This window comes from Dictyoglomus sp. NZ13-RE01, assembly GCA_002878375.1.
Classification (GTDB): Bacteria; Dictyoglomota; Dictyoglomia; order Dictyoglomales; family Dictyoglomaceae; genus NZ13-RE01.
The window spans coordinates 124358-149662 of sequence record NIRF01000001.1 but is presented as its reverse complement, the minus strand read 5'-3'; the positions used below and the strand labels follow the sequence as shown (position 1 = coordinate 149662).

At 31.9% G+C, this 25305-nt stretch carries 28 protein-coding genes; 4 read left to right on the top strand and 24 right to left on the bottom strand.

Features of this window, described 5'->3' with window-relative positions:
• Nucleotides 1-33 precede the first annotated feature (33 nt).
• The 24 genes from CBR30_00755 to CBR30_00640 form a co-directional block, all read right to left on the bottom strand.
• Nucleotides 34-591, bottom strand: a complete 558-nt coding sequence (locus CBR30_00755; protein ID PMQ02221.1) for an RNA 2',3'-cyclic phosphodiesterase — start codon at nt 589-591, stop codon at nt 34-36.
• A gap of 4 nt (nt 592-595) precedes the next feature.
• The gene (gene pgsA / locus CBR30_00750; protein ID PMQ02220.1) at nt 596-1114 is read right to left on the bottom strand and encodes a CDP-diacylglycerol--glycerol-3-phosphate 3-phosphatidyltransferase; all 519 of its coding nucleotides are present in this window, start codon (nt 1112-1114) and stop codon (nt 596-598) included.
• Entirely contained in the window at nt 1096-2346 is a 1251-nt protein-coding gene (rimO, locus tag CBR30_00745; GenBank protein ID PMQ02219.1) for a 30S ribosomal protein S12 methylthiotransferase RimO, read from the bottom strand. The genes pgsA and rimO overlap by 19 nt, the downstream gene beginning before the upstream one ends.
• Nucleotides 2343-3041, bottom strand: coding sequence for a transcriptional regulator (locus CBR30_00740; protein PMQ02218.1), 699 nt, complete (start codon nt 3039-3041; stop codon nt 2343-2345). The genes rimO and CBR30_00740 overlap by 4 nt, the downstream gene beginning before the upstream one ends.
• Nucleotides 3029-3523 carry an SMC-Scp complex subunit ScpB gene (gene scpB, locus CBR30_00735; protein ID PMQ02217.1) on the bottom strand — a complete coding sequence of 165 codons (495 nt, stop codon included), beginning with the start codon at nt 3521-3523 and terminating at the stop codon, nt 3029-3031. Before scpB ends, CBR30_00740 begins: the two co-directional genes overlap by 13 nt.
• The gene (locus tag CBR30_00730; protein PMQ02216.1) at nt 3510-3950 is read right to left on the bottom strand and encodes a hypothetical protein; all 441 of its coding nucleotides are present in this window, start codon (nt 3948-3950) and stop codon (nt 3510-3512) included. The genes scpB and CBR30_00730 overlap by 14 nt, the downstream gene beginning before the upstream one ends.
• Nucleotide 3951: 1 nt before the next feature.
• Nucleotides 3952-4164, bottom strand: coding sequence for a hypothetical protein (locus CBR30_00725; protein ID PMQ02215.1), 213 nt, complete (start codon nt 4162-4164; stop codon nt 3952-3954).
• The gene (gene trpS / locus CBR30_00720; GenBank protein ID PMQ02214.1) at nt 4155-5147 is read right to left on the bottom strand and encodes a tryptophan--tRNA ligase; all 993 of its coding nucleotides are present in this window, start codon (nt 5145-5147) and stop codon (nt 4155-4157) included. The genes CBR30_00725 and trpS overlap by 10 nt, the downstream gene beginning before the upstream one ends.
• Nucleotides 5148-5185: 38 nt before the next feature.
• Complete coding sequence (locus tag CBR30_00715; GenBank protein ID PMQ02213.1) at nt 5186-5791, bottom strand: peptidase; 606 nt, start codon at nt 5789-5791, stop codon at nt 5186-5188.
• 14 nt (nt 5792-5805) lie between these two features.
• A complete protein-coding gene (gene deoA / locus CBR30_00710) occupies nt 5806-7110 on the bottom strand; it encodes a pyrimidine-nucleoside phosphorylase (protein ID PMQ02212.1) in 1305 nt (434 codons plus the stop codon).
• 5 nt (nt 7111-7115) lie between these two features.
• A complete protein-coding gene (locus CBR30_00705; GenBank protein PMQ02211.1) occupies nt 7116-8279 on the bottom strand; it encodes a phosphopentomutase in 1164 nt (387 codons plus the stop codon).
• Nucleotides 8276-9166 carry a site-specific tyrosine recombinase XerD gene (gene xerD / locus CBR30_00700; GenBank protein ID PMQ02210.1) on the bottom strand — a complete coding sequence of 297 codons (891 nt, stop codon included), beginning with the start codon at nt 9164-9166 and terminating at the stop codon, nt 8276-8278. Before xerD ends, CBR30_00705 begins: the two co-directional genes overlap by 4 nt.
• The gene (locus CBR30_00695) at nt 9163-9882 is read right to left on the bottom strand and encodes a 23S rRNA (guanosine(2251)-2'-O)-methyltransferase RlmB (GenBank protein PMQ02209.1); all 720 of its coding nucleotides are present in this window, start codon (nt 9880-9882) and stop codon (nt 9163-9165) included. The genes xerD and CBR30_00695 overlap by 4 nt, the downstream gene beginning before the upstream one ends.
• On the bottom strand, nt 9872-10381 hold the full coding sequence (locus tag CBR30_00690; GenBank protein PMQ02208.1) for a 2-C-methyl-D-erythritol 2,4-cyclodiphosphate synthase: 510 nt from the start codon (nt 10379-10381) through the stop codon (nt 9872-9874). Before CBR30_00690 ends, CBR30_00695 begins: the two co-directional genes overlap by 11 nt.
• Nucleotides 10345-11037, bottom strand: a complete 693-nt coding sequence (gene ispD / locus CBR30_00685) for a 2-C-methyl-D-erythritol 4-phosphate cytidylyltransferase (GenBank protein PMQ02207.1) — start codon at nt 11035-11037, stop codon at nt 10345-10347. The genes CBR30_00690 and ispD overlap by 37 nt, the downstream gene beginning before the upstream one ends.
• Nucleotides 11037-11840, bottom strand: coding sequence for a hypothetical protein (locus tag CBR30_00680; protein ID PMQ02206.1), 804 nt, complete (start codon nt 11838-11840; stop codon nt 11037-11039). Before CBR30_00680 ends, ispD begins: the two co-directional genes overlap by 1 nt.
• 38 nt (nt 11841-11878) lie before the next feature.
• Nucleotides 11879-12931: a DNA integrity scanning protein DisA gene (locus CBR30_00675; protein PMQ02539.1), complete on the bottom strand. Its 1053-nt coding sequence runs from the start codon at nt 12929-12931 to the stop codon at nt 11879-11881.
• Nucleotides 12928-14280, bottom strand: a complete 1353-nt coding sequence (locus CBR30_00670) for a DNA repair protein RadA (protein ID PMQ02205.1) — start codon at nt 14278-14280, stop codon at nt 12928-12930. The genes CBR30_00675 and CBR30_00670 overlap by 4 nt, the downstream gene beginning before the upstream one ends.
• 13 nt (nt 14281-14293) lie before the next feature.
• Nucleotides 14294-16744 (bottom strand): ATP-dependent Clp protease ATP-binding subunit ClpC, encoded by a 2451-nt coding sequence (locus CBR30_00665; GenBank protein ID PMQ02204.1) that lies wholly within the window; start codon nt 16742-16744, stop codon nt 14294-14296.
• A 28-nt stretch (nt 16745-16772) separates the two neighbouring features.
• A complete protein-coding gene (locus CBR30_00660) occupies nt 16773-17819 on the bottom strand; it encodes a hypothetical protein (protein PMQ02203.1) in 1047 nt (348 codons plus the stop codon).
• A 4-nt stretch (nt 17820-17823) separates the two neighbouring features.
• A complete protein-coding gene (locus CBR30_00655) occupies nt 17824-18279 on the bottom strand; it encodes an excinuclease ABC subunit B (protein ID PMQ02202.1) in 456 nt (151 codons plus the stop codon).
• 2 nt (nt 18280-18281) lie between these two features.
• Entirely contained in the window at nt 18282-18851 is a 570-nt protein-coding gene (locus tag CBR30_00650) for a pyridoxal 5'-phosphate synthase glutaminase subunit PdxT (protein PMQ02201.1), read from the bottom strand.
• 2 nt (nt 18852-18853) lie between these two features.
• Nucleotides 18854-19741, bottom strand: a complete 888-nt coding sequence (locus CBR30_00645) for a pyridoxal 5'-phosphate synthase lyase subunit PdxS (protein ID PMQ02200.1) — start codon at nt 19739-19741, stop codon at nt 18854-18856.
• A 72-nt stretch (nt 19742-19813) separates the two neighbouring features.
• On the bottom strand, nt 19814-21601 hold the full coding sequence (locus CBR30_00640) for an excinuclease ABC subunit C (GenBank protein ID PMQ02199.1): 1788 nt from the start codon (nt 21599-21601) through the stop codon (nt 19814-19816).
• Nucleotides 21602-21685: 84 nt separating this feature from the next.
• Here CBR30_00640 and CBR30_00635 point away from each other — a divergent pair, with 84 nt between their 5' ends.
• From CBR30_00635 to CBR30_00620, 4 genes are all read left to right on the top strand, one after another.
• On the top strand, nt 21686-22141 hold the full coding sequence (locus tag CBR30_00635; protein PMQ02198.1) for a hypothetical protein: 456 nt from the start codon (nt 21686-21688) through the stop codon (nt 22139-22141).
• A gap of 121 nt (nt 22142-22262) precedes the next feature.
• Nucleotides 22263-23519, top strand: coding sequence for an ABC transporter substrate-binding protein (locus tag CBR30_00630; GenBank protein ID PMQ02197.1), 1257 nt, complete (start codon nt 22263-22265; stop codon nt 23517-23519).
• A 59-nt stretch (nt 23520-23578) separates the two neighbouring features.
• Nucleotides 23579-24448 carry an ABC transporter permease gene (locus CBR30_00625; GenBank protein PMQ02196.1) on the top strand — a complete coding sequence of 290 codons (870 nt, stop codon included), beginning with the start codon at nt 23579-23581 and terminating at the stop codon, nt 24446-24448.
• A gap of 13 nt (nt 24449-24461) precedes the next feature.
• The gene (locus CBR30_00620) at nt 24462-25298 is read left to right on the top strand and encodes an ABC transporter permease (GenBank protein PMQ02195.1); all 837 of its coding nucleotides are present in this window, start codon (nt 24462-24464) and stop codon (nt 25296-25298) included.
• Nucleotides 25299-25305: the final 7 nt, after the last annotated feature.

Genomic DNA, 25305 nt, shown 5'->3' with positions numbered 1-25305 from the left:
TAAAATTGCTTTTTTCTTCGATTTTTATCTTTTTTAGCCATTTTTCTTGAATTTACTGCGGTATAAAGGTATATAAGTTGGTCCTTGAGAAGATAATTGGCTTTCAAAAAGAGTTAACTCAATAGCTAAAAATCTTATTTCTGGAATATCAATCTTCCAATCTTCTTTCCACTTTAATCTTTCTTTTACTCTTCCTAAGGTTAAGTGGGGAGAAAACTCCTTTTCATCTTTTGGAAAACCAAGCTTTGTTATTCTTTTTTCTAATGTATTAAATATATTTTGCATCTCATCTAATCCTTCATCAATTCCTATCCATATAACTCTTGGGTTTTTAAAATTAGGAAAAACTCCTAATTCTTTAAAAGAGATATAGAAAGGTTTAAATTCTGATGAGATTTCTTCTATTATTTTACTAATAGATTCTATCTTTTCTTCTTGAGTTTCTCCTAAGAACTTTATAGTAAAATGATAATTTTCTAATTCGACCCACTTTACTCCATGCTTAATATTTACCTCTAATGTTTTTTTACATTCATCAATCTTCTTCTTTATTTCAAAAGGCAAATCAATAGCAATAAATAATCTCTTCATATACTTACTCCGATAAATACTTCCAGTTTTTAACAAAATATGTAATACCTGAATATATGGTAATGAGAAGAGCTAAGACAAGTATATATTCCTTCGCAGGTATTTTAAAAAGATAGAAAATAAGAGAGAGGTTTTGAAGAGCAGTTTTTACTTTACCTTCTTTTAACGCAGAAAGGACAATACCTTTTTGGGCAAGCACCATTCTTAATCCTGATACAGCAAATTCTCTTGTAAGAATAATTATAGGAATTAAAGAAGAGATCATATTTTTTTCTACAAGAACAATTAAAATACTTAGAACCAGTATTTTATCTGCCAATGGGTCTAAAAATTTACCTAAGTTGGAGACTTGATTATAAGCCCTTGCAATTTTTCCATCCAAATAATCAGTAAATATGGCGATAAGAAATATGATTCCAGCTATTAATTCGTAATTTCCAAGGAGCAGAAGTATTACTATAGGAAAAGTTAATATTATTCTGAGAGCTGTTAAGTAATTAGGAATTAAATGACTTTTCCCCATAGATCATATATACCTGCCTTTTCTATCTTTACTTTCAATTTATCCCCTACATTAAATTTTCGATTACTATCTTTTATAATGATAAAAGGATCTACCTCTGGCGCTTCTCTCCAGCTTCTTGCCAAATATCCATTTCTTATTTTTCCTTCAATAAAAACTTCAAATTCCTTTCCTAAAAGATTATTATTGAGTTTTTTGGATATTTTTTGCTGTTTTGTCATTAACAAATCAAGCCTCTGCTTTTTAATCTCTTCAGGTACTTTATTATCAAAATTATAAGCTAATGTTCCTTCCTCTGGATAATATGTAAAGGCTCCTAACCTTTCAAAGGTAAATTTTTCAATGAAATATAAAAGTTCATTGAAATCTTCCTCTTCTTCTCCTGGAAATCCTACGATAAATGTGGTTCTTATAACACTTTCTGGAAAAGTTTCTCTAATATTTAAATATAATTTTATAATATCATCCTTTGAATAAGTTCTTCTCATAAGCTTCAAGATTTTATCATTAACATGCTGTAATGGGATATCAAAGTAAGGAACAATCCTATCTGAAGATTTAATAAAAGATAAAAGCTCTTGGGTAAGTCTTGTTGGATACATATATAAAATTCTTACAAAAAAGTCCCCTTTTAATCCTTCAATAACCTTTAAAAGATCCAATAAAGAAGGCTTTCCATATAAATCTTCTCCATATCTTGTGGTATCTTGAGCAATGAGAATGATCTCTTTTACTTGATCGTGAACTAATTCTTTAATTTCCTTCTCAATGTTTTCTATAGGTCTACTTCTTAATGGACCTCTTATATATGGAATGGTACAATAGCTACAAAAGTTGATACATCCTTCGGAAATCTTTACATAGGACCAATGTTTTGGGGTTACTCTAAACCTTTTATCCTCTTTTATTCCAAGATTTTCGTAGGATTTTAAATCAAGAAATTTGTCAACAAAGGGGAATTTTTCTTTTATTTTTTCTTTGTATCTCTCCACATAACAACCGCATACGATTAGTTCTTTTCCCTCTTTTTTGAATTTCTCTAAACTTTTTATATTCTCCTCAGCTTCTTCACAAGCTGGAGCAATGAATGCACAAGTATTCACTAAGATCAAATCCGCCTCTTCCTCAAAAGGGGTAAAATCATAGCCTTGCTCTTTTAGAGCATACATAAGCCTTTCTGTATCTACAAGATTTTTTGCACATCCTAAAGATATTATTCTTGCCTTCTTCATGGAACTTTTACCTTTTTTACTTCTCCTTTCTTTCCTAATATTCCAATAGATTTATCATTATAAAAAATTTCAATTCCTCCCGCATTACCCACATAAAATTCTAAATATGGATATGTCCATGTGAATTCATCACCACTTTTTAAAGTTCCTTCAAAAACCACTTTATTATCATAACTTACTCTAACCCAACATCTATCATAGGCTTTTACCTTAATAGTTGGTGTTAATACTTCTACCTGGGAAGCAGTATAAGTTTCTTTTTCTTGCTCGGTATAAGTCTCATTGTATGTATAAGTATATGTATAAGTAAATGTTTTTGGAACTTCAGGAGGAACGCTTTTAGAACTTTTATAAATAAGGTAAAAGGATATTATTATTATAACAAATACTATGCCGTATATTAAATAAACAAATGACTTTTGCTTTCTTTCTACTTTCTTTATTTCTTGAATAATTGGTTTTTGATATTGGGTTTCATATAACGAAATTGCCTCATTCTCATCAATTCCTAAATAACGCGCATAATTTCTTATTATTCCTTTTTTATAAATATCTGCTACATCAATTTCATCAAGTTTATCTTCCTCAATAGCAATCAAATATCTTGCACTAACCTTTAAAATATTTGCTATTTCTTTTATGCTTTTGTTTTGTCTTTCTCTTTCCTTTTTAAAAATTTCTCCTAAAGTTTGCATTTTTCGTCCTCAATAAGAAAATATTTATAGAAGTTTTCTGTAACCCCATAAAGGAAAGGTCTTCCAATAGTTTCTTTTCTTCCTACAATCTTAATTAATCCTCTTTCTAATAATTGATTTATTACTCCATCGCAATTTACTCCTCTAAGCTCCTCAATTTCAGCCTTTGTTATTGGCTGATGATAATAAATTATAGCTAAAGTCTCTAATGCAGGTTTACTCAATTTCTCTCTTTTATCTTCTAAAAATTTAGCAATAATGGAAGAGACCATAGGGGAGGTGCCCATCTCATATTTTCCATTAATTTTATAGATATTTATACCTCTATTTTCATATTCTCTAATTAAATCATCCATAAAAGATAAGGCTTTCTCTTCACTAATATTTAAAATTTTAGACAATTCTGATATGCTAACTCCTTTTTCGGAGACAAATAAAATAGCTTCTATAGCTTTCTTTAAAAATTCATCATAATCTTGCATGCTCAAGAATCTTCTCCAATACTATATCTCCACAAAATTTGTCCTGATATACTTTAAGTCTTCCTTCACTTACTAATTGACAAACCGCAAGAAAATAATAAACAATCTCTCTTTTCTTTAAACCATAAGTTAATTCTCGAAAACTGAATCTAATTTTATCATAATTTATTATTTTGTTTATCTTTTCTTCCAAATTTAGTTCGTCTTTAGGAAAACTAAAATTATTTAATAAGAACTTATTTTTGTACTTCCAAGATAAGTAAACTTGAGTAATGTTAATTTTTTCATCCTCTTTTAGATAAAATTCTTTTTTTCTTCTTCTCCAAAAGACCCTTATTCCTTTTTCCTCTTGTACCTCCAAATACCTCTTTATTTCCTGCCAATTAGATTCTAAGGCCACTTTCTTTTCTTCTTCAAAAACTTCCAATTCATTCGCATTCTGTGCAAAAAAAAAATTTCATCTTTATATCTAAAATATCTAAAGCAGTATCCAAAAAGTACGAGGTTAGCTCCAAATCTTTCCATTTTTCTTTTCCTAAATCTTTATATTGCTCAACTAACCTTTTTAAAGGGAAAGACTGGACGTCTACTGTCTTAATTATATCTTTAATTTTATAGAAAGGATTTACTATTATTTCCAAATTCTCAGCCCCATTGCCTCACGTACAAGTTCCATTGTTTTTTGTGCTTCTCCTCTGGCTTTCTTATTTCCTTCCCTTATTATGTCCCACACCAAATCAGGATGTTTTGTATATTCCCTTCTCTTTTCCCTTACTGGGGACATATAAGCATTTAGTTTTTCAAACAATTTCATCTTACAATCCACACAGCCAATTTCTGCAGTTCTACATGCGTTTTCTATATAGTTTACTTCTTCTTTATTGAAGATTTTGTGATATGCAAAAACAGGACATACCTCCGGATGTCCTGGATCATTTCTTCTTATTCGGGCTGGATCAGTTACCATATTTCTTACTATCTTTTTTAATTCCTCTTCCTCAGTATCTAATGGAATGGTATTTCCATAACTCTTATGCATTTTCCTACCATCGGTTCCTATTAAGGCAGGTACTTCAGAAAGCTTTGCTTGTGGTTCAGGAAATATAGGTTTATAAAAATAATTAAATCTTCTTGCTATTTCCCTTGTTAACTCCAAGTGAGGCAATTGATCCTCTCCAACTGGAACTGTATCCGCTCTATAAATTAAAATATCAGCAGCTTGAAGTACAGGATATCCTAAAAATCCATAGGTAAATAAATCTCTTCCCTCCATCTCTCTTAATTGTTCCTTATAAGTAGGATTTCTCTCAAGCCAGGGAAGAGGAACAAACATTGAAAATAATAAAAATAATTCACTGTGTTCAGTAATATCAGACTGTCTAAAGATTACACTCTTATTTGGGTCTATTCCAACAGCTAACCAATCGCATGTCATCTGAAAGATATTGTCTTTTATGCTTTCTGTTTCTCTATAATGTGTAGTTAAGGCATGCCAGTCCGCTATTTCAAAATAGCATTCGTATGCATCTTGCAACTTTACCCAATTATCTAATACCCCTAACCAATGCCCTAAATGTAATTTTCCTGTTGGTCTCATACCACTTAAGATTCTTCCATCCTTCATAACTATAAACTCCTCCCAAATTTATAGCATAAATTATATCAATAAAGTCCCAATAGATATATGAAAAAGTTTAATATAGGATATATGATCCTAAAAAGTATTCCTGTCAAGATTAAAAAAATAAGAATAAAAAAACTATAGTAACTTAACATATCATAAAAATGCCTATATTTGTATGGAAGAATAGATTCTAAAATGTGAGAACCATCTAAGGGTGGTATAGGGATAAGGTTAAAAATACCTAAATAAAGGTTTAAAATGGCAAGCTCAACTACGAATCTTACAAAATTAACAGGTAGAGATAGGTCAAATTTCCAAAATATACTTAGTAAAAATGCTAATATTATGTTAGATAAAGGGCCTGCCAAGGATACTAAAATTACACTTTTTCTTCCCCTTTTTAGGTTGTAGAAGTTAACGGGAACAGGTTTTGCCCATCCAAACCTAAATAAAATCAACATAAGAAATCCAATTATATCTATATGGGCTAATGGATTTAATGATAGTCTTCCTGAAAGTCTTGGAGTGGGATCTCCTTCCCATTCTGCAACTTTTCCATGAAAATACTCATGAATTGTTATAGCAATTAATACGGCGGTAATTCTCCATATAAATTCTTGTATGCTTGAGATATCAAATATCATCAATTAAGTACCTCCTATTTTATTATATCTAAGATTAAAGGCTCCTTAGCAGGAGGTATCTCTCCAATACTAAAGGCTTCTTTAAACAGTTCTTCCGCCAAGTCCAGTTTATTAGGATCGTTTGCGTAAAAAGTAACAATTGGCTCATTCTTTTCTATTTTCTCACCTAATTTCTTATGAATCTTAACCCCTACAGATAGATCAATAACATCATCTTTTTTACTCCTACCAGCACCTAAAGCAATTACACATTGAGCAATTAAGTATGCATCCAATTTTGTTATATATCCTTCTTCTCTTGAGAAGATATCCTTTTGTATTTTTGCCTGAGGGAATAATTTGTAGTTTTCTATAACATTTGGATCCCCACCTTGGGATATAATCATTTCTCTAAATTTCTCCAATGCATAACCTTTATCAATTAGGTTTTCAAGCTTGTTTCTTATTATATTCACATCATTATCTAATCCAGAAAGTAGGATCGCCTCTGTTGCTAATGCAAATACTAATTCTTTTAAATCTGAAGGACCATTACCCTTTAAAGTTTCTATTGCTTCTATTACTTCCAAAGAGTTCCCTATCATATTACCTAATGGTTCATCCATGTTTGATATCACTGCACACATTTTCTTATCTAAACTCTTTCCAATATCAACCATCAACTTAGCTAAAGATTTTGACTCATCGTAACTTTTCATAAATGCTCCACTTCCAGTTTTTACATCCAAAACTATGATGTCCGCTCCTCCAGCTATTTTTTTACTCATTATACTGCTTGCAATTAAAGGTATAGAATCTACCGTTCCTGTTACATCCCTCAAAGCATATATTTTCTTATCTGCAGGTACAAGATTTTCACTTTGTCCAATAATTGCTATTCCTATCCTTTTTACCTGATTTATAAACTCCTCAAATCCTAAATTTGTTCTAAAACCTGGTATAGAATCCAATTTATCTATTGTTCCCCCAGTATGTCCAAGACTTCTTCCAGACATTTTGGCAATAGGTAAACCGTAAGCAGAAATTAAAGGTGCAAAGACAAGAGTAGTTTTATCTCCAACTCCTCCACTACTATGTTTGTCTACCTTTAAACCAGGAATATCTGATAGATCAACAATCTTTCCGCTTCTTGCCATTTTTAATGTTAAATAGGATATCTCTTCAGTAGTCATTCCTCTAAAATAAACTGCCATTAAAAAGGCGGACATTTGATAATCTGGGATTTCTCCATTAAGATAGTTATCAATAACAAAATCTATTTCTTCCCTTGTTAGAGCATCCCCATTTCTTTTTTTAATTATAATATCCACCATTCTCATCTTTATCACCTCAGCTCCTTTGAAAAACTTTCACCATCAAGTTCATTATCAACCCCAAAAATTTCAGCTATTGTTTTCCCAAGACATGCAAAGGTTGGTATAACTCCAAGGGATCTTGCATTTTTGAAAGACTTTGAGTAAATTAGCAAAGGTACGTATTCCCGAGAGTGATCTGTGCTTGGTGTAGTGGGATCATTCCCATGATCTGCAGTAATGACCAATATATCCTTTTCATTTAATTTTGTAAAAAGAAGAGGTAAAAATTCATCAAACTCAGTTAATGCTTTTGCAAAACCTTCTGGATTATTTCTATGACCATATAACATGTCAAAATCCACCAAGTTTGCAAATATTAAACCCTCATCAAATAAATCTAAAGCCTTCAAGATATTTTCCATACCTTCTTTATTATTATCCTGATGCATGCTATATGTTATCCCTCTTCCTGCAAATATATCTTCTATTTTTCCAATTCCAACTACATTATTACCATTATCTTTTAGATAATCAAGAAGGGTCTTTCTTGGAGGAGGTAAAGAAAAATCCTTTCTTCTTGGTGTTCTATAAAAATTCCCCTTTTCTCCTAAAAAGGGTCTTGCAATTACTCTCGCCACTGCATGCTCCCCCTGAAGAATTTCTCTTGCAATTTCACACATTCTGTACAGCTCTTCTACAGGAACAACTTCTTCATGACAAGCTATTTGAAAAACACTATCAGCAGAGGTGTATACAATTGGATAGCCAGTTTTGATATGTTCCTCTCCCAATTTTTGTATTATTTCAGTGCCAGAGGCAGGTATATTACCTAATGTTTTTCTACCTATTCTCTTTTCGAACTCTTCAATAATTTCCCTTGGAAATCCATTTGGATATACAGGGAATGGCTTATCTAAAATTATTCCTGAAATCTCCCAATGTCCAGTAGTGGTATCTTTTCCCGGAGATTTTTCCGCCATTTTTCCGTAATAGGATGTAGGTTCACTAATTGGATTTACACCGAGGATTGGATGAATATTTCCAAGTCCCATCTTTTCAAGATTTGGCAGTTTTAAACCACCAACTGCCTTTGCGGTATTAGCTAAAGTATTACTTCCTTCGTCATGGTATTTATACGCATCAGGTAACTCACCAATTCCAACACCATCTAATACTATTAATAAAACTCTCATTGGCTCCTCCTTAATAATGGATGAGAATTTTTATATATCTCATGAAGCCTTTTAGATGTAATATGTGTATAAATTTGAGTAGTGGATATACTGGCATGACCTAATAATTCTTGCACAATTCTTATATCTACTCCATGAGATAACAAATGGGTAGCAAAAGTATGTCTAAAGGTATGAGGAGAGACCTTCTTCGGCAGATTTAAAATTTGGGAATAAGTTTTAACTATTAACCATACTCCCTGTCTTGTTATTCTTTCTCCTTTTTTATTGAGAAATAGTGCCCTCTCTTTTTCTTTAGGTTTAAAAGTATGTCTTATTTCTAAATATCTTTGGATACTTTCTTTTGCATAATCTCCTAAGGGTATTATTCTTTCCTTTCCACCTTTTCCAAAACACTTAACTAATCCTTTTTCTAAATCTATATCTTCAATATTTAGATTTACAAGCTCAGAAACTCTCATTCCTGTTGCATATAAGGTCTCCAAAATAGCTTGATTTCTCTTCCCAAGAGGTGATAAAGTTGAGGGAATATCTAAGAAGTTTGACACCTCATTTTCATCTAAGTATTCGGGTAAATATTGAGGAATTCTTGGAGTAGAGATAAAATTTGCAAAATTCTTCTTAAGATATCCCTCTCTAACAAGAAATTTAAAAAATGATCTGATAGCTGAAATTTTTCTTGATATGGAACGGGGTGTATAATTTGCATGCAACAGAGATAAGTACTCTTGCCATATCTTTTTATTAAGCTCATTTATAGAAATATTATTCTTAGAAAGAAAATTTATAAAATCCTCCAGATCTTTCTTGTAAGAAAGAAAGGTATTTTCGGAAAGTCCTCTTTCATATTTTAAGTAAAATAGGAAATCCTTTAATTCATCCTTCATATTTTTTCTCTAATTTTGTATATTAATATACCTAATGCAACAGAAAGATTAAGAGACTCAACTTTACCAAACTTAGGAATTTTAACTAAAATATCGCAACTTTCTCTGACTAATCTATGCAAACCTTCTTCTCCTCCAATAACTAAAGCAAGTGGGAACTTATAATCTACTTCACTATATAGATTATCAGTATCTAAATCTGCCCCCACAATATACCATCCACTCTCTTTTAATTTTCTAATAAATTGATTAATATTCGTGGCCCTCACTATTGGAATATAACTCACTGCACCTGATGAAGTCTTATAAACTGTAGAAGTTACCTGAGAAGCTCTATCCTTAGGAATTACTACTGCTTTTGCTCCTCCAAACTCACAAGTTCTAATAGCTGATCCCAGATTATGCGGATCCTGAACATGATCTAATATAACTATAAAATCTTTCTTTTTATCTATAACATTTTCTATTTCGTCCCATTCGTAATATTTTATCTCAGATATATAACCTAAAACCCCTTGGGTATTGTCTTTTACTTCATCATCAATAATTTTCTTATCTACAAATCTTAACACTATTCCCTTTTCCTTTGCTAAGGAAATGATCTTACTTATTTTTTTGTCTTTGTGTATATCCTTTGCAATTAATATTTTATTAAAACTAATATCGCTATTCAAAGCCTCTAAAACAGGATTTTTCCCATAAATTTTATTCTCCATTATTCTTCTCCTTTGATAATAATGCTATTGAAAAAACTGCAATTCCCTCTCCCTTACCAATAACTCCTAATCCTTCATTAGTAGTAGCCTTTATATTAATTGTTGAATTAGGAACTTCTAAAAGATCTGCTAAGTTTCTTATTATATTTTCTCTATGGGGCATAATTTTGGGTTCTTCTGCGATAATCATAGAATCAATATTCTCTATGTAAAAATTACCTTCTTTTATTTTTTGCCTTATTACCTTTAAAAGTTCTGTACTTCTTATATTCTCATATTTTGGCTCAGTATTGGGGAAGAAAAAACCGATATCAGGAAGCCCCATGGCTCCTAATAATGCATCCATTATTGAATGGATTAATACATCTCCATCCGAGTGCCCTTTTAGTCCTTTATGAAAGGGAATTTCAATACCACCTAAAAATAGTTTTCTCCCTTCACAGAAGGGATGAATATCATAACCTATGCCAACTCTGTATATCTTTTCTTTATTATGCATTTTGCTAACTCCAAATCCTCTTTTGTAGTAATTTTAATATTCCATTGTTCTCCTTCTATTATATAAACAGGTATACCCAATCTTTCTACTAATACCGCATCATCGGTGCCATAAAAGTTATCTTTTTTAGCATTCTCATGGGCAGCCTTAATAATAGAAAACTCAAAAAATTGAGGAGTTTGTATCTGCCAAAGTTTTTCTCTCGGCAATGTACTCTCTACTCTTTTATCACTTCCAACTAATTTTATAGTATCCTTTACTGGAACTGCAGTTATAACTGCTTTTTTTTCTATACCTTCTTTTATAATTTTCTCTACAAGGCTTACAGATATAAATGGACGCGCCCCATCATGAATCAAAACATAATCGCATTGAGATATGGAATTTATCGCATTAAAAACAGAATCTTGTCTTTCTTTTCCTCCCTCTATTACATCCTTAACCTTCCTTAAATCCCAATCCCTTACAAGATCTTTTAGAATATTTATTTTCTTATCATCACTAACTAATAATACCTCGTCAATTCCATCTGTTTTTTCCAAAACAAGTAAAGAATAGTATATTACAGGTTTCCCATCTATTTCTTGTAACAGTTTATCCTCATTTCCAAATCTCCTACCCTTTCCGCCAGCAAGTAAAATTCCGATAATTTTCATTAAACCTTTTTCTCCTCCCTAACTCTTCCAAAAATAATCCTTCCAGCTGCTGTTTGAAACACACTTGTAACTGTGACTTTCACATTTGAACCTATATATTTCCTTCCATTTTCAACAACTACCATAGTACCATCTTCAAGATAACCTACTCCTTGACCTATTTCTTTCCCTTCCTTAATAATATTCAGCTGGATTTCTTCTCCTGGTAGATAGATAGGTTTTAGGGCATTTGCAAGTTCATTTATATTTAAGACTGTTACTCCTTCGATTTTGGCTAATTTATTTAAACCATAATCGTTAGTTACTATCTTTCCATTAAGAAATTTTGCTAATTTAATTAGTTTAGAATCTACACTATGAACATTTGGAAAATCTTTTTCAACTATTACTACTTGCTCTCCTAAATCCTTTCTTATTTTGGACAAATTGTCTAATCCATACCTTCCTCTATTCTTTTTTAGAGATTCTGAAGAGTCTGCTAACATTTGTAATTCTTTAAGTACAAAACGAGGTATAACTATTTTTCCCTCTATAAAATTTGTTCTTAATATATCTACAATTCTTCCATCTATAATGACGCTTGTATCTAATATCTTTACTGCTGGGAAATTAAAAATGTCTGAAAAAAGTCTTCTTCTTATATAAAAATAATAAAAGCCAATCAAGAAAAAAAGTGAGAAAAAAATCAATAAAAACAGTGAAATTTGTTTATTTCCACCCAAAATTAGCCATATTACTATAAAAATCAAACCAATAAATGGAACCACATTAGTTGCCAATAATAACTTTAATTCCTTTTTCATAAAAAATCATTCCTCCAAATAACTTTAGAAATAAATAATTAGAGAATTACTGATTTTTGAAGTCTTAGAAGTCCCTCTTTGATTCTTTTTGCTCTCACCTCCCCAATACCCTCGATACTATCGAGATCCTCTAAACTACTCTCAAGTATCTTGGGAAGATTTCCAAAATGTTTGATAATATTATCCATAACATTAGCAGGTATAAATGATAATCTACTAAGTAATCTATATCCTCGAGGAATAATAGTAATATTCAAATTTATATCCTCTTTGGAATATCCCAAATTTTCTCCTGCCACTATGGAGAAGGTTTGAAAATCTCCCTTAAAATTATTTATAAGATTTTCGTATATAGACTCATAATCGTCTTTCTTTGCATAATCCTTTACCACAAGAAGCCCCTCTTCATATACTCCAGCTAGTAGAGTCTCCAATTGTAATTCTATCAATCTACCCTCATTTCCCAGTTCTAAAAGATAAGTTTCTACTTCTTTTCCAATAGCGATAAGCATTCCGATTCTATGTAAATAGAAAAGTACCTCTGAAATAGTAACTTGATTTTCTAACTCCAAGGTATTTAATCTTTGTTGAAGGTTATCAAATATATTCCTATATCTTTCTAAGGTTTGTAATGCCTGAGTTGATTTTGCTAAAATTTCTTCAACATCTCTTAATCTATATTTCCAGTCGTTTTGGTATAGGGTTATTGTATCCTTTCTTTGGGATACACTAATAACCAGTTGACCAGTCTGTCTTGCAACTCTTTCCGCAGTTGCGTGCCTCGCGCCTGTTTCCTGGGATGGTATATTTGAGTCAGGAAGAAGTATTACATTTGCAAAAAGAATTTTTTTGCAATCCTTACTTAAAATAATAGCTCCATCCATTTTTGAAAGCTCATATAATTTATTTGGAGTAAAATCAATATCTAAGGGAAAGCCCCCATTCATTAAAGGTTTGATCTTATCAAGGTCCCCAATAACAATTAACGCTCCAGTTTTAGCTTTTAAAATTTGCTCTAAAGCCTCTCTTAATAGAGTTCCAGGGGCAACAGTTTTAATAGCATTAATAGCAAATTTTTTAAGTTCCATTATTCTCTCCCCCAAACTATTTTTGCCCCCTCTTCAATGCTTGAAATAGGAAATAACATGATATCTTTAAACTTTGAAATACTTTCTGTTCTTGGTAGTATTACCTTTTTAAAGCCAAGTTTGTGGGCTTCTTTTATTCTTTTTTCAATATTACTTACTGATCGCACCTCTCCCCCTAAGCCAACCTCCCCAAAAACTACAGTATCTTCTGGAAATACATTATCATAATATGAAGAAATTAAAGAAAATGCAATACCTAAATCGATTGCAGGTTCATTAATTTTTATTCCTCCAATTACATTAAAAAATACATCCTTATCAAAAAGTTTTAAATTTAGTTTTTTCTCAAGAATTGCTATTATCATCGCCAGTTTATTTATATCTACACCTATGCTAAGCCTACGTGGAAATGTAGTATTACTTCTACTTATTAATGATTGTATCTCTACCAAGATAGACTTTGTCCCTTCAATCACAGGAACCACTAAAGAACCTGATATGTTTTTATTTCTTCCTTCTAATAATTTCTTAGATACATTAGAAACTTCCACAAGACCATCGTTTCTCATCTCATATAGGGCAAGATCATTTGTGGGTCCAAATCTATTTTTAATAGCTCTTAGTATTCTTAGCTCTTGATATCTTTCCCCTTCTAAATACAAAACCACATCCACTAAATGTTCTAATAATTTTGGACCTGCAATATCTCCTTCTTTTGTAATATGCCCAATTAGAAAAAGAGCAGTATTTTTTTTCTTTGCAACTCTCATTAATCTTGAAGTACATTCTCTAATTTGTACAACACTACCAGGAGATGTAGGGAATTCATCAGAATAAATAGTTTGTATTGAGTCAATAATAACCAATGAAAAATTCTCTCTATTTAGTATATCTAATATTAGTTCTAAATTATTTTCAGCCAAAAATTTTACAGGAGGTATTTTAGATGAAATTCTTTCCGCTCTGTATTTTATCTGAGATAAAGATTCTTCACCTGATACATAAAGAACATTGTAACCATTTTCTTGTAAAGAAAACGCAAGCTGAAGTAATAAAGTAGATTTTCCAATACCAGGCTCACCTGCAAGGAGTAAGAGAGAACCAGGAACAATACCCCCTCCTAATAAATCATCAAATTCTTTAAAATTACTTATTATTCTTTTAGTCTCAGCTAAGTCTACATCCTTTAAATAATATGTTTTAGCTTCAAGTCTTGTTTCTTTTCTTTGTGATGGCTCTTCCTTTACTTCTACTAATGAGCCAAAAGTACCACAGTTAGGACATTTTCCAAACCATCCTATTGATTCGTAACCGCAAACCTGACATACATACTTTACCTTTAGCTTTGTCATTAAATTTCAAGCATTATCTGTTTGCTACTAAGGTCACCTTCTTGAATTCTATTCTATTATTTTCTTTATCAAACTCTGCTCTTACAACATCCCCCTCATTAAATCTTCCTTCTAAAATATATTCAGCTAATGGATCTTCAATATAGGCTTGAATAGTTCTCTTAAGTGGTCTTGCACCATATAGTGGGTCATATCCTTTATCAACCAGGAAGGCTTTGACCTCATCGTCAACCTCTAATGTGATCTTTTTCTCCTTTAATCTTTCTATAACTGGTTTTAATAATATTTCTACAATCTTCTTAAGATCGTCTCTTGTTAATGGACGGAAGAATACAATCTCATCTAATCTGTTCAAAAATTCTGGTCTGAAGTATTTCTTTATCTCACTCATTATTAAGCTTTTAATATTTTCAAAGGACTTTTCCCTATCTTCCTTAGAAGCAAAGCCTAGTGTAGATTCCTGCTTGAAGTACTCAGCTCCAAAATTAGAGGTCATTATAAGTATAGTATTCTTAAAGTCTACTTTTCTTCCTTGTCCGTCTGTAAGCTGTCCATCATCCATAATCTGTAATAGTATATTGAATATATCAGAATGAGCCTTTTCTATTTCATCAAAAAGAACTACAGAATAAGGTCTTCTATGTACTTTTTCTGTGAGTTGACCACCTTCTTCATATCCCACATAGCCTGGTGGTGCTCCAATTAATCTTGAAACTGTATGTCTTTCCATATATTCAGACATATCAAGTCTGATAAGGGCATTTTCATTTCCAAAGAGATACTCTGCTAATGCTCTTGCAAGCTCAGTCTTTCCAACACCAGTAGGACCTAAGAATAAAAAGGCTCCTATAGGTCTCTTTGGATCTTTTAACCCTGATCTTGATCTTCTTATTGCTTTGGATACAACTTTTACTGCCTCGTCTTGAGATATAATTCTTTTATGTAATTCTTCCTCCATCCTTAGCAGTCTTTCTCTTTCCTCCATTAATAGTTGTGCCACAGGAATTCCAGTCCATATTGATACAACTTGAGCTACATCTTCAGGTGTAACAACTCTTTCTTCCACCGAAGATGTATCTTCAAGATTTCTTATGTACTCCTCCAATTTTCTCTCATCATCCCTTAGTCTTGCAGCAAGCTCATAATTTTGATTCTTAATTGCAATTTCTTTTTGTTCTCTAATTCTCTGCAATTCTTTCTCTAAATTGCTGAAGGCAGAGTTTTTAACCCTCATTAGCCTTACTCTCGCTGATGCTTCGTCTATAATATCAATAGCTTTGTCAGGTAAGAATCTATCTGTAATATATCTAACGGAAAGTTTAACTGCTTCCTCTATGGTCTCATCAGGAATTTTTACCCTATGGAAGTTTTCATACCTTTCTCTTAACCCCTTCAAAATCTGAATAGTCTCCTCGTAAGTTGGCTCCATTACTCTTACGGGTTGGAATCTTCGTTCTAATGCACCATCTTTTTCAATATATTTTCTGTATTCGGTAGGTGTAGTTGCTCCAATTAACTGGATCTCACCTTTAGCTAAAGATGGCTTTAAAATATTTGCTGCATCCACTGCACCTTCTGCAGCACCTGCTCCAACTAAGGTATGTATCTCATCAATAAAGAGTATTACATTCTTTGCCATCTTTACTTCTTCTATTATTCTCTGCATTCTTTCCTCAAATTCTCCTCTATATTTAGTACCTGCAATTATTGTTCCCATATCTATAGCAACAATTCTCTTATTCATGAGAACCTCAGGTACCTCATTCATAACAATTTTTTGTGCCAATCCTTCAACAATAGCAGTTTTACCAACTCCTGGCTCTCCTACTAATACAGGATTATTCTTGGTTCTTCTGCTAAGTATTTGAATAATTCTCTCCAATTCCTTCTCTCTACCAATTATGGGATCAAGCTTTCCTTGTCTTGCAAGCTGAGTTAAATCTCTACCAAATTCATCTAAAGTAGCAGTAATTGGTTTTCTCTTCCTTTGTGTGGTTAATCCTCTACTTCTTAGTTTACTTGGATCGATAGGTTCACCTAATATTTTTAAAATTTCAATAGTTACATCTTCAAGCCTTACTCCCATCTCTTCCAAGACATGAGCTGCAACACCCTCTCCCTCTTTTAATAGTCCTAACAATAAGTGTTCTGTACCTATGTAATTATGATTAAGTTCTTGAGCAGACTCCGAAGCATATTCTAAGACCTTTTTAGCTCGAGAAGTAAAGGGAAGTGCTCCATAGGAGGTCCCATCTCCACGACCAATAAGACGCTCAATTTCTGCCCTCAAGTAATTAAGATCCAATCCCAAGTTGATTAGGGCTTGGGCAGCAACTCCCCCTTCTTCACGAATAAGACCTAATAGAATATGCTCAGTCCCAACTGTAGAGTAGTTGAGTCTTCTTGCCTCCTCTTGTGCCAATAAGAGTACTCTATATGCTCTTTGTGTTAGTTTGTCCATCATAATATATGCACCTCCTTAATACACTTCCCTATACTATTTTATAACTTTTGAAAACTTCACGCAATAAATTTGCTCGCAAAATTTCTATGTGGGGAGATTTTAGACTCCCACCATATCTCATTTGAAGATGGACTGGATGAACCAATATAAAAAGAACATCAATAAGTTTCACAGGGATGGACACAATTCCAAGATATTTACCCAATCTTATATTTGAAAGCAATTCCAAAGCCCCAATAAAACTTAATAACTTGCTATATTTTATCATTCCTACAGATTTACTCACCAAATCCTCTAAAAATATTTTATCTTCTTCCATTAAGTAATTTCTTGCCTCTCTCTCTTTCTCTACAATTTTATTTATAATTCTCTTTACTTTTGTCTCTAAAGTACCTGAAGATGATATTCCAGACTCTATAGTTATTTTAAATAGACTTCCAATAGTGTAATCATATTCCTCATAAAGCTTTACTAAATTAATTTTATTTTTCTTTAAATATGAACTTAGAGAAGAAAGTTCACCACTCTGAGAAAGCCCAGTTAATTGAATTATAGAAGTTATTTTTATTCCATGACCCCAATTTTCTATAGATGATGTAATATAACCCAATTTAGGTTCATACGCAAATTTAAAATATTGTGAAAAAATGTCTTCCAAATTAAAAAGCTCAAACAAACTATCTTCATAATCAAAACCAGCAACAAGTTTTTGGAATTGGAAGTGTTCTTCTTCATTTATCAAAATGCTTGTAGCTCCCTTTTTATCTATCAATAAGCTTTTACCTTCATTATTCTTAATTTCATTATCAATAATACCCTTTTCCACTAATGAAATTGCTATATTATGGGGTACTTTTTCAAAATTTATATAGTTAAAATTTTTTAAAAAACTATCATTTTTTAAACACCAATCAATACTATTCAAAAATCTTTTTCTTTTCTTTTCATCAAGCTCCTCAGGAAAAGGAAAATCCGCCACATTTCTTAACAGGCGGATTTTCGTCCTAATAAATACATCTCTATAAGAAAAATCATCATTAATCCAGCCCAAATATTTATATACAAAATTATTCATGACTTCAACCCTTCTCCAAATTTTTTAAATAGTCTCTAATCTTAGCTGCCTTCTCATAATCCTCCTCTTCTATAGCTTTTGATAAGAGAATCTTACTTCTTAATATTTCCTCTCTTTTATCGCCATGGAAAAGAGGTGTCTTCCCTTTGTAGACCTTTTTGCCATGTATTTTCTCAACTAATTTATTTATTTCATCACCAAAAGTTTTAACACAGTTAAAGCATCCTACTTTTTTGCTCTCTAAAATTTCATCTAATGATCTGCCACAAGTAGGACACCTTTTAACATCTCCAAAATTTTTATCAAATATATTTAATAACATATTAAAAGTCTCACCTAACAATTTTTTATAAATATCAATAAAACAATTCCTACAGAGAGATAGTTTTTTTGTTTTATCTCCCTCATTTATTACTATAAAATATTCCGCCTGCTCCTTCTTACAATTTTGACAGAGCATATTCAACTAATCTTTTGAATAAAGTATTTATGTATTCTGAGATCCTCAGTAAGTTCTGGATGAAAAGTTAAACCTAAAATATTTCCTTCTTCCACAAAAACAGGCTTTTCATTAAAAGTAGCATGTACCTTAACTTTTTCTCCAACGCTTAATATTTGAGGAGCTCTAATAAAAACTGATTCAAAGGGAGCATCTCCCAAAATAGGAATATTTAGATAAGTTACAAAACTTTCTCTCTGTCTACCATAAGCATTCCTTGATATAGTAATATCTAAAACGCCAAGAGTTTCTTGCTCTGGATGATTCTCTATATGTTTAGCCAATATAATTAATCCAGCACAAGTTGCCATTATAGGGAGTCCATTCCTAATTTTTTCTCCCAAATAATCAAACATGTCCATATTTTTCAATATGGTTAAGAAAGTTGTGCTTTCTCCACCAGGCAAGATTAATCCATCTATAAAATCTAAGTCTTTTGCTTTCTTAACAAGAACGCTTTCAATATTTAATCTTTCAAGTGATTTTTTATGTTCTTCAACAGAACCTTGAATTGCTAATATTCCTACCTTCATTTTTACCAACCTCTTACTTGTAATAAATCTTTATCTGAAAGTTGTCTAACATCTATACCAGGCATTGGCTCACCTAAGTCTTCTGATATTTCCGCAAGAATATAAGGATCATTGTAATAAGTTACGGCAAGAACTATTGCTCTTGCTCTCTTTTTAGGATCCTTTGATTTAAAGATACCAGAACCAACAAATACACCATCAGCACCAAGTTGCATCATCAATGCAGCATCCGCAGGAGTTGCTATTCCACCAGCTGCAAAATTGACTACTGGAAGTCTTCCTAACTTCTTCGTCTCTATGACGAGATCTAAAGGAGCTCCTAATTCTTTAGCTTTTGTCACTAATTCTTCATCTGGAAGGAGTGCAAGACTTCTTATCTCATCCATTATTTGCCTCATATGTCTTACTGCCTCAACCACATTTCCTGTTCCTGCCTCACCTTTTGTTCTAATCATTGCTGCTCCTTCTGCTATTCTTCTTAGAGCTTCTCCTAAGTCTCTTGCTCCACATACAAAAGGCACCTTAAACATATGTTTATTTATATGATATTTTTCGTCCGCAGGAGTTAAAACCTCGCTTTCATCTATAAAGTCAACGCCTAAGGCTTCTAATATTTGAGCTTCAACGAAATGCCCAATTCTAACCTTTGCCATTACAGGTATACTAACAGCGGACATAATTTCCTTTATTTTCTTAGGATCTGCCATTCTTGCTACTCCACCTTGTGCCCTTATATCCGCAGGTACCCTTTCTAATGCCATAACTGCAACAGCTCCTGCACTTTCAGCAATTTCTGCTTGCTCTGCATTAGTTACATCCATTATTACTCCACCTTTTAGCATTTGTGCAAGCCCTCTTTTTACCTTTTCGGTTCCTATTAATATTTCCATTATTATATACCCCCTTTCAATTTTAATTATACATCATATACTCCCATTTTTTTATTTTGTCAAAATAAAGTTTTATGATTCTTTATGTAAATACATATAAATCTTCTCTCCCAAATTCTTAGGAATTCCTTTTATATTTACTAATTCATCTAAGGAAGCCTTTTTCAATTCATTTATACTACCAAACTTATCCAGTAATATTTTCATTCTCTTTTCACCTAAGCCAGGAATATTTAAAATTTGACTATTTATAATCTTCTTACCTCTTAATTTTCTATGGTATGAAAGAGCAAATCTATGGGCTTCATCTCTAACATTTTGTAAGATATGTAAAGCAGGTGAATCCTTTTCCAATTTTATAGGATCCTTCTTACCTGGAACATATATTTCTTCCTCTCTCTTAGCTAATGCAATAATTAGTTTGGGATATATATTATATTTTTTAAACACCTCTAAGACTGCATTTAACTGTCCTTTCCCTCCATCTATTAATATTACATCTGAAATTTCATCTTCTTTATCATTAAGCCTTCTCTCCATAACTTCCTGAAGCATTTGATAATCATTTGGTTCTTCATCAGTAAATTTTATCTTGTATCTTCTATATCTATCTTTGTAGGGCAATCCTTTATAAAAAACGACTCTCGATCCTACCGCTTCTTTACCCTGAAGATTGGATATATCATACCCTTCAATCCAAAGAGGAATTGAATCAAGATTGAAAATTTTTTGTAATTCTAATAATCCTCTCCATATCTTATCCTTTTTAATCTCAATTATATTCAAGTCCTTTAAAGCCATATCCATTAGCTCAATTTCTTCTCCCTCTGGAAGCTTTATGCTTACATGAATACCTTTTTTATTAGATAAAAATTTTTCCAGATCTTCTTTTTCCTCTTCCAAATCTACTGGAATGATAACTTTACTTGGGATATCCCTTTGGGAATAATATTGAGTTAAAAATCCAGTAAGAATTTCTTTTACTGATATATCTTCGGTATGAGGAATCTTTAAAGTATGTAATCTTTTCTCCACTAATTTACCTTCCCTTATAAGATAGACTAATGCTTTAGCGGTACCATCCTCACGAACAATCTGAATTAAATCCTTATCTTCATTGTTAAAGGAGATAATTTTCTGCTTTTCACCAAGATTTTGTAAATATCTTATCTGCTCTCTATACTTAATGGCTTTTTCAAACTCTAATTTTTCTGCAGATTGTCTCATTTTTTCCATAAGTATCTTTATCAATTCTTGATATTTTCCTTCTAAGAATAATAGAACTTCATCAACAATCTTCTTATACTCTTCCTGAGTAATATATCCTTGACATGGAGCATAACATCTTTTCAAATCATAATAGATACATGGTCTTTTAGGCTTTTTATTAGGTAAATTCCACTTACAACTCCTAAGATTAAATATCTTTTTAACTATTGAAATAGTTTCCCTTACTGTACTCCCCTGGGGAAATGGTCCAAAATATCTTGCATTATCATTTTCAATTCTTCTTGAAAGAATTAATCTTGGATATGGTTCATTAAGAGTTAGCTTTAATAATGGATATTGTTTGTCATCTCTTAATTGCACATTAAATATGGGTTTATTCTTTTTGATTAATACGGATTCTAATAGGAATGCTTCCACTTCAGAATCGGTAATAATGTAGTCTAAATCCTTTGCTCTTTTTAAGATTAATTGGCTTTTGATAGAATTGTCTTTAAAATAAGAAAGTACTCTTTTTTTGAGGGATTTAGACTTTCCAACATAAATTACTCTTCCCTGGGTATCCTTAAAGATATATACCCCTGGAGCCTCAGGAAAACTTAATGCTTTTTCATATAAGGAATTCTCAGTCATTTTTTTGATAAATTTTATATATTCAGAGCAAAAAAGTCAAGAATATAAAAAATGATATAATAATAAAAAACTTTGGAGGAAAAAATGGACCAGAAAATTTTAGGAATGATTTTATTGTTAATAGGTATCTTTTTGACACTAATTAACTTTCATCTTTTATCTGGCTCATCAATCATATTTATTTTTGCTATTTCCTTTCTCTATATGTATAAGAGGTTTGGTAAGAATATAGGCTTTTTGATTCCAGGATGCATATTAACAGCAGTAGGAATATATTTATTATTAAGAGATCTTGTTTATGTAGAAGGAATATACTTTCTCCCACTCTTAGGTCTCTCCTTTATAGCTATATATTTTGTACATACTTCAAAATTTTCAAAATATTCTGGTGAGAGGTACTGGCCATTATATCCGGGTATTATTTTAACCACAATAGGGTTAATTTTAATATTTCAAGAAAAGCTTTCTAATTATATTAATCTTTTAATTCCAATTACACTTATTATAATTGGAATAAGCTTACTCATCAAAAGAAGATAGAGCTTTTATATCTATAAAAATTCCCAAAATTTTTCAAAAAATAACAAACCTTTACCATTCATAAATAAATCTACCCAAAGTATATTTTTAGTGAAAATATTTTTTAAAGGAGGATTTTCTTATGAGAAGATTTAAAAGTTTACCACTCCTTCTCCTAATCTCCTTTTTGCTCATTTCTACCCTTATAGGTTCTGCTCAAGAAAAAGTAAAGATCAGAGCTGTGACTTACTTTACAGGTGAGGATCCATGGACAGCAGTATGGCAGAGTGTAATAAAAGATTTCATGAAAAGGTATCCAAATGTGGAAATAATTGACGAAGCAACTCCAACCTCAGGTGATTTGATAAGAACAAAGATAAAAACAGATTATGCCTCAGGTAACGAACCAGATGTAGCATTTTTCTTTGTTGGAGCAGATGCAGAACCCCTTTTAAAAACAGGAAAAGTTTATTCTTGGGATGAAGAATTAGAAAAAGATAAGGATTGGGGTAAAAATTTCTATAAGGGAGCTTTAGAATTTTGTAGATATAAAGGTCCAATAAAGGAATATGATGGAAAGATATATGCTTTGCCTACTATTGGATTTTATGAAGGATTGTTTGTAAATAAGGATCTATTTGATAAATACAAGCTGGCACTTCCAACAACTTGGACCAATTTATTGAAAGCTATTAGTACGTTCAAGGCAAAAGGGATAATACCCATTGCAGGCTCTATTCTTGATTCATACTATTTAATTGAAACTTTAGTACTTTCTGCTGGAGGACCAGAGGGACATAATACCCCATTCCATCCTTCTTGGGAGGCAGGCTTGGAATATATAAAGAAATTGTACCTTTTAGGTGCATTTCCAAAGGATGCATTAACTCTTAAAGATGAACAGGCAAGAGAATTGTTCTATGAAAAGAAGGCTGCAATGATGATAAATGGATCATGGTGTGTAGGTGGACTGAAGGATAAACTAAATACTGTGATTATGCCAGTTCCTGTTATACCTGGAGGTAAAGCAGATCCTACAGATATAATTGGTGGTTTTGGTTCTGGTTGGTATGTAAGTAAAGAATTAAATGAGAAAAAGGGAGGAATTCCTGCTAAATTTGTTAAATATATTACTTCACCAGAGGTAGAAGCCAAATTCATTGCTGTTGGAGGTGTACCCGCAATAAAGTGCAAGGTTGAGAATGTTTCTCCTGCTGCTCAAACTGGATATGATATGATGGAAAAAGCTCGCACAGTATCTATGCCTATTGATGCCCAAATTACACCAGAGGCATTCACATATATAAGAACTAATCTTGCTTATGTGGTAACTGGAAAGAAGACAGCCAAGAAACTATTAGAGGAAGCAAGAAAAATTCATGAGAGTGCCAAGCAATAATTAAACTTTGGGGGTGCCTTTTTAGGCACCCCACTCTTTCAATAAGGAGGCTATGAAAAGTGGTATTTAAAAATAAAAAATATGCAATAATTTTTCTACTTCCAGCATTAATCTTAACAGGTATATTAATTTATTATCCTCTCTTTGCAACTATTTATTATAGCTTTTATAACTGGAGAGATTTTTCAAACTTCAGAAGCTTTATTGGATTGGAGAATTATAAAAGACTTATTGAAGATATTGCAGTACATAAAGCTCTTCTTAATACTATGATTATGTTAATTGCAGTAATAATATTTCAAATAGGAATTGCTCTTATTCTTGCTCTATTAGTACACTCAATATCTAAGGGATACAAATTTTTTAGGACTGTTTACTTTTTCCCTGTTGCTATCTCTGGAACAGCAATCGGACTTATGTTTTATTTAGCTTATGGATATGATTATGGATTTTTAAATTCTATCTTAACATCCTTAGGAAAGGAAAAGATTGTATGGATAACAGAAAATAGTGCCCTAATAATGGTACTAATACCAATTATATGGCAATATGTAGGCTTCTATTTTGTGATATTCCTATCCGCTCTCTCTAAAATACCTCAAGATTTTTATGATTCTGCTTTAATTGATGGTGCCTCCAAATTTCATAGAGCAATTTATATATCAATTCCATTAATTTGGGATGTAATTTCTGTAGCTATTTCTCTTGCTATAGTAGGAACTTTTAAGGTTTTTGATATTGTTTATGTTATAACTGGTGGAGGTCCAATGAATGCCAGTCAAGTTTTAGGAACATACCTCTATAATGTAGCCTTCACAGGACAAAATCAAGGATATGCTTCTACAATTGGCACATTAATTATCATATTGGGAGTTATATTATCAATTTTTGCTAACAGAGTTCTAAAAAGAGATAGAATCACTTATTAGATAGGAGGAAGTTATGGCTAAGGGAAAATTGTCAGTTTTTAGTATTCTAAGCTACATAGTTCTGGTTTTTTGGGCAATAACAACTATTTTCCCATTCTTGTGGGTCATTAACAACTCCTTTAAATCTACATCAGAAATTTTACTTAATTCCCTTTCTTTACCAAAGGAAATCTCCTTAAAAAATTATCAACAATTAGGAAACTATGGCAATATCAATATGTTTCGAGGATTTATAAATAGCTTCATTATATCTGGAAGCGTAGTCTTATTAGTGTTGTTATTATCTAGTTTAGCTTCTTTTGTCCTATCAAGATTTGAGATCAAAACAGGGATAATAAAATCCTTTTTTACCTCCGCTATGTTGGTTCCAGCTTTCTCTATAGTAATTCCTGCTCTTGTCTTATTTAGAAAAATAGGCATAGGTGGTAGTCATCTATCTTTAATCATAACTCAAACTGCTTTAAATCTCCCCTTCGCAATTTTAGTACTCTCAAGTTTCATGACCACCCTTCCAAAAGAATTGGAAGAGTCCGCTTTAATCGATGGAGCAAATTTGTTAACTATTCTTTTTAAAATAATCTTTCCTCTATCAATTCCTGGTATTATAACTGTAGCAATTTTTGTATTTCTATGGTCATATAATGACCTATTTATGTCTATGATATTTATCCCAACAAGAGACAAACAACCCATTTGTGTTCTTCTCTCTTTAGTCTCAAGTATATACGGTACCAATTATGGCGCTATGATGGCAGCTCTTGTAATAACAATAATACCTGTCATAATAATTTACATGCTTTTACAAGAATTTGTAATAAGAGGATTGACTGCAGGTGCGATTAAGGGTTAACCTTAAA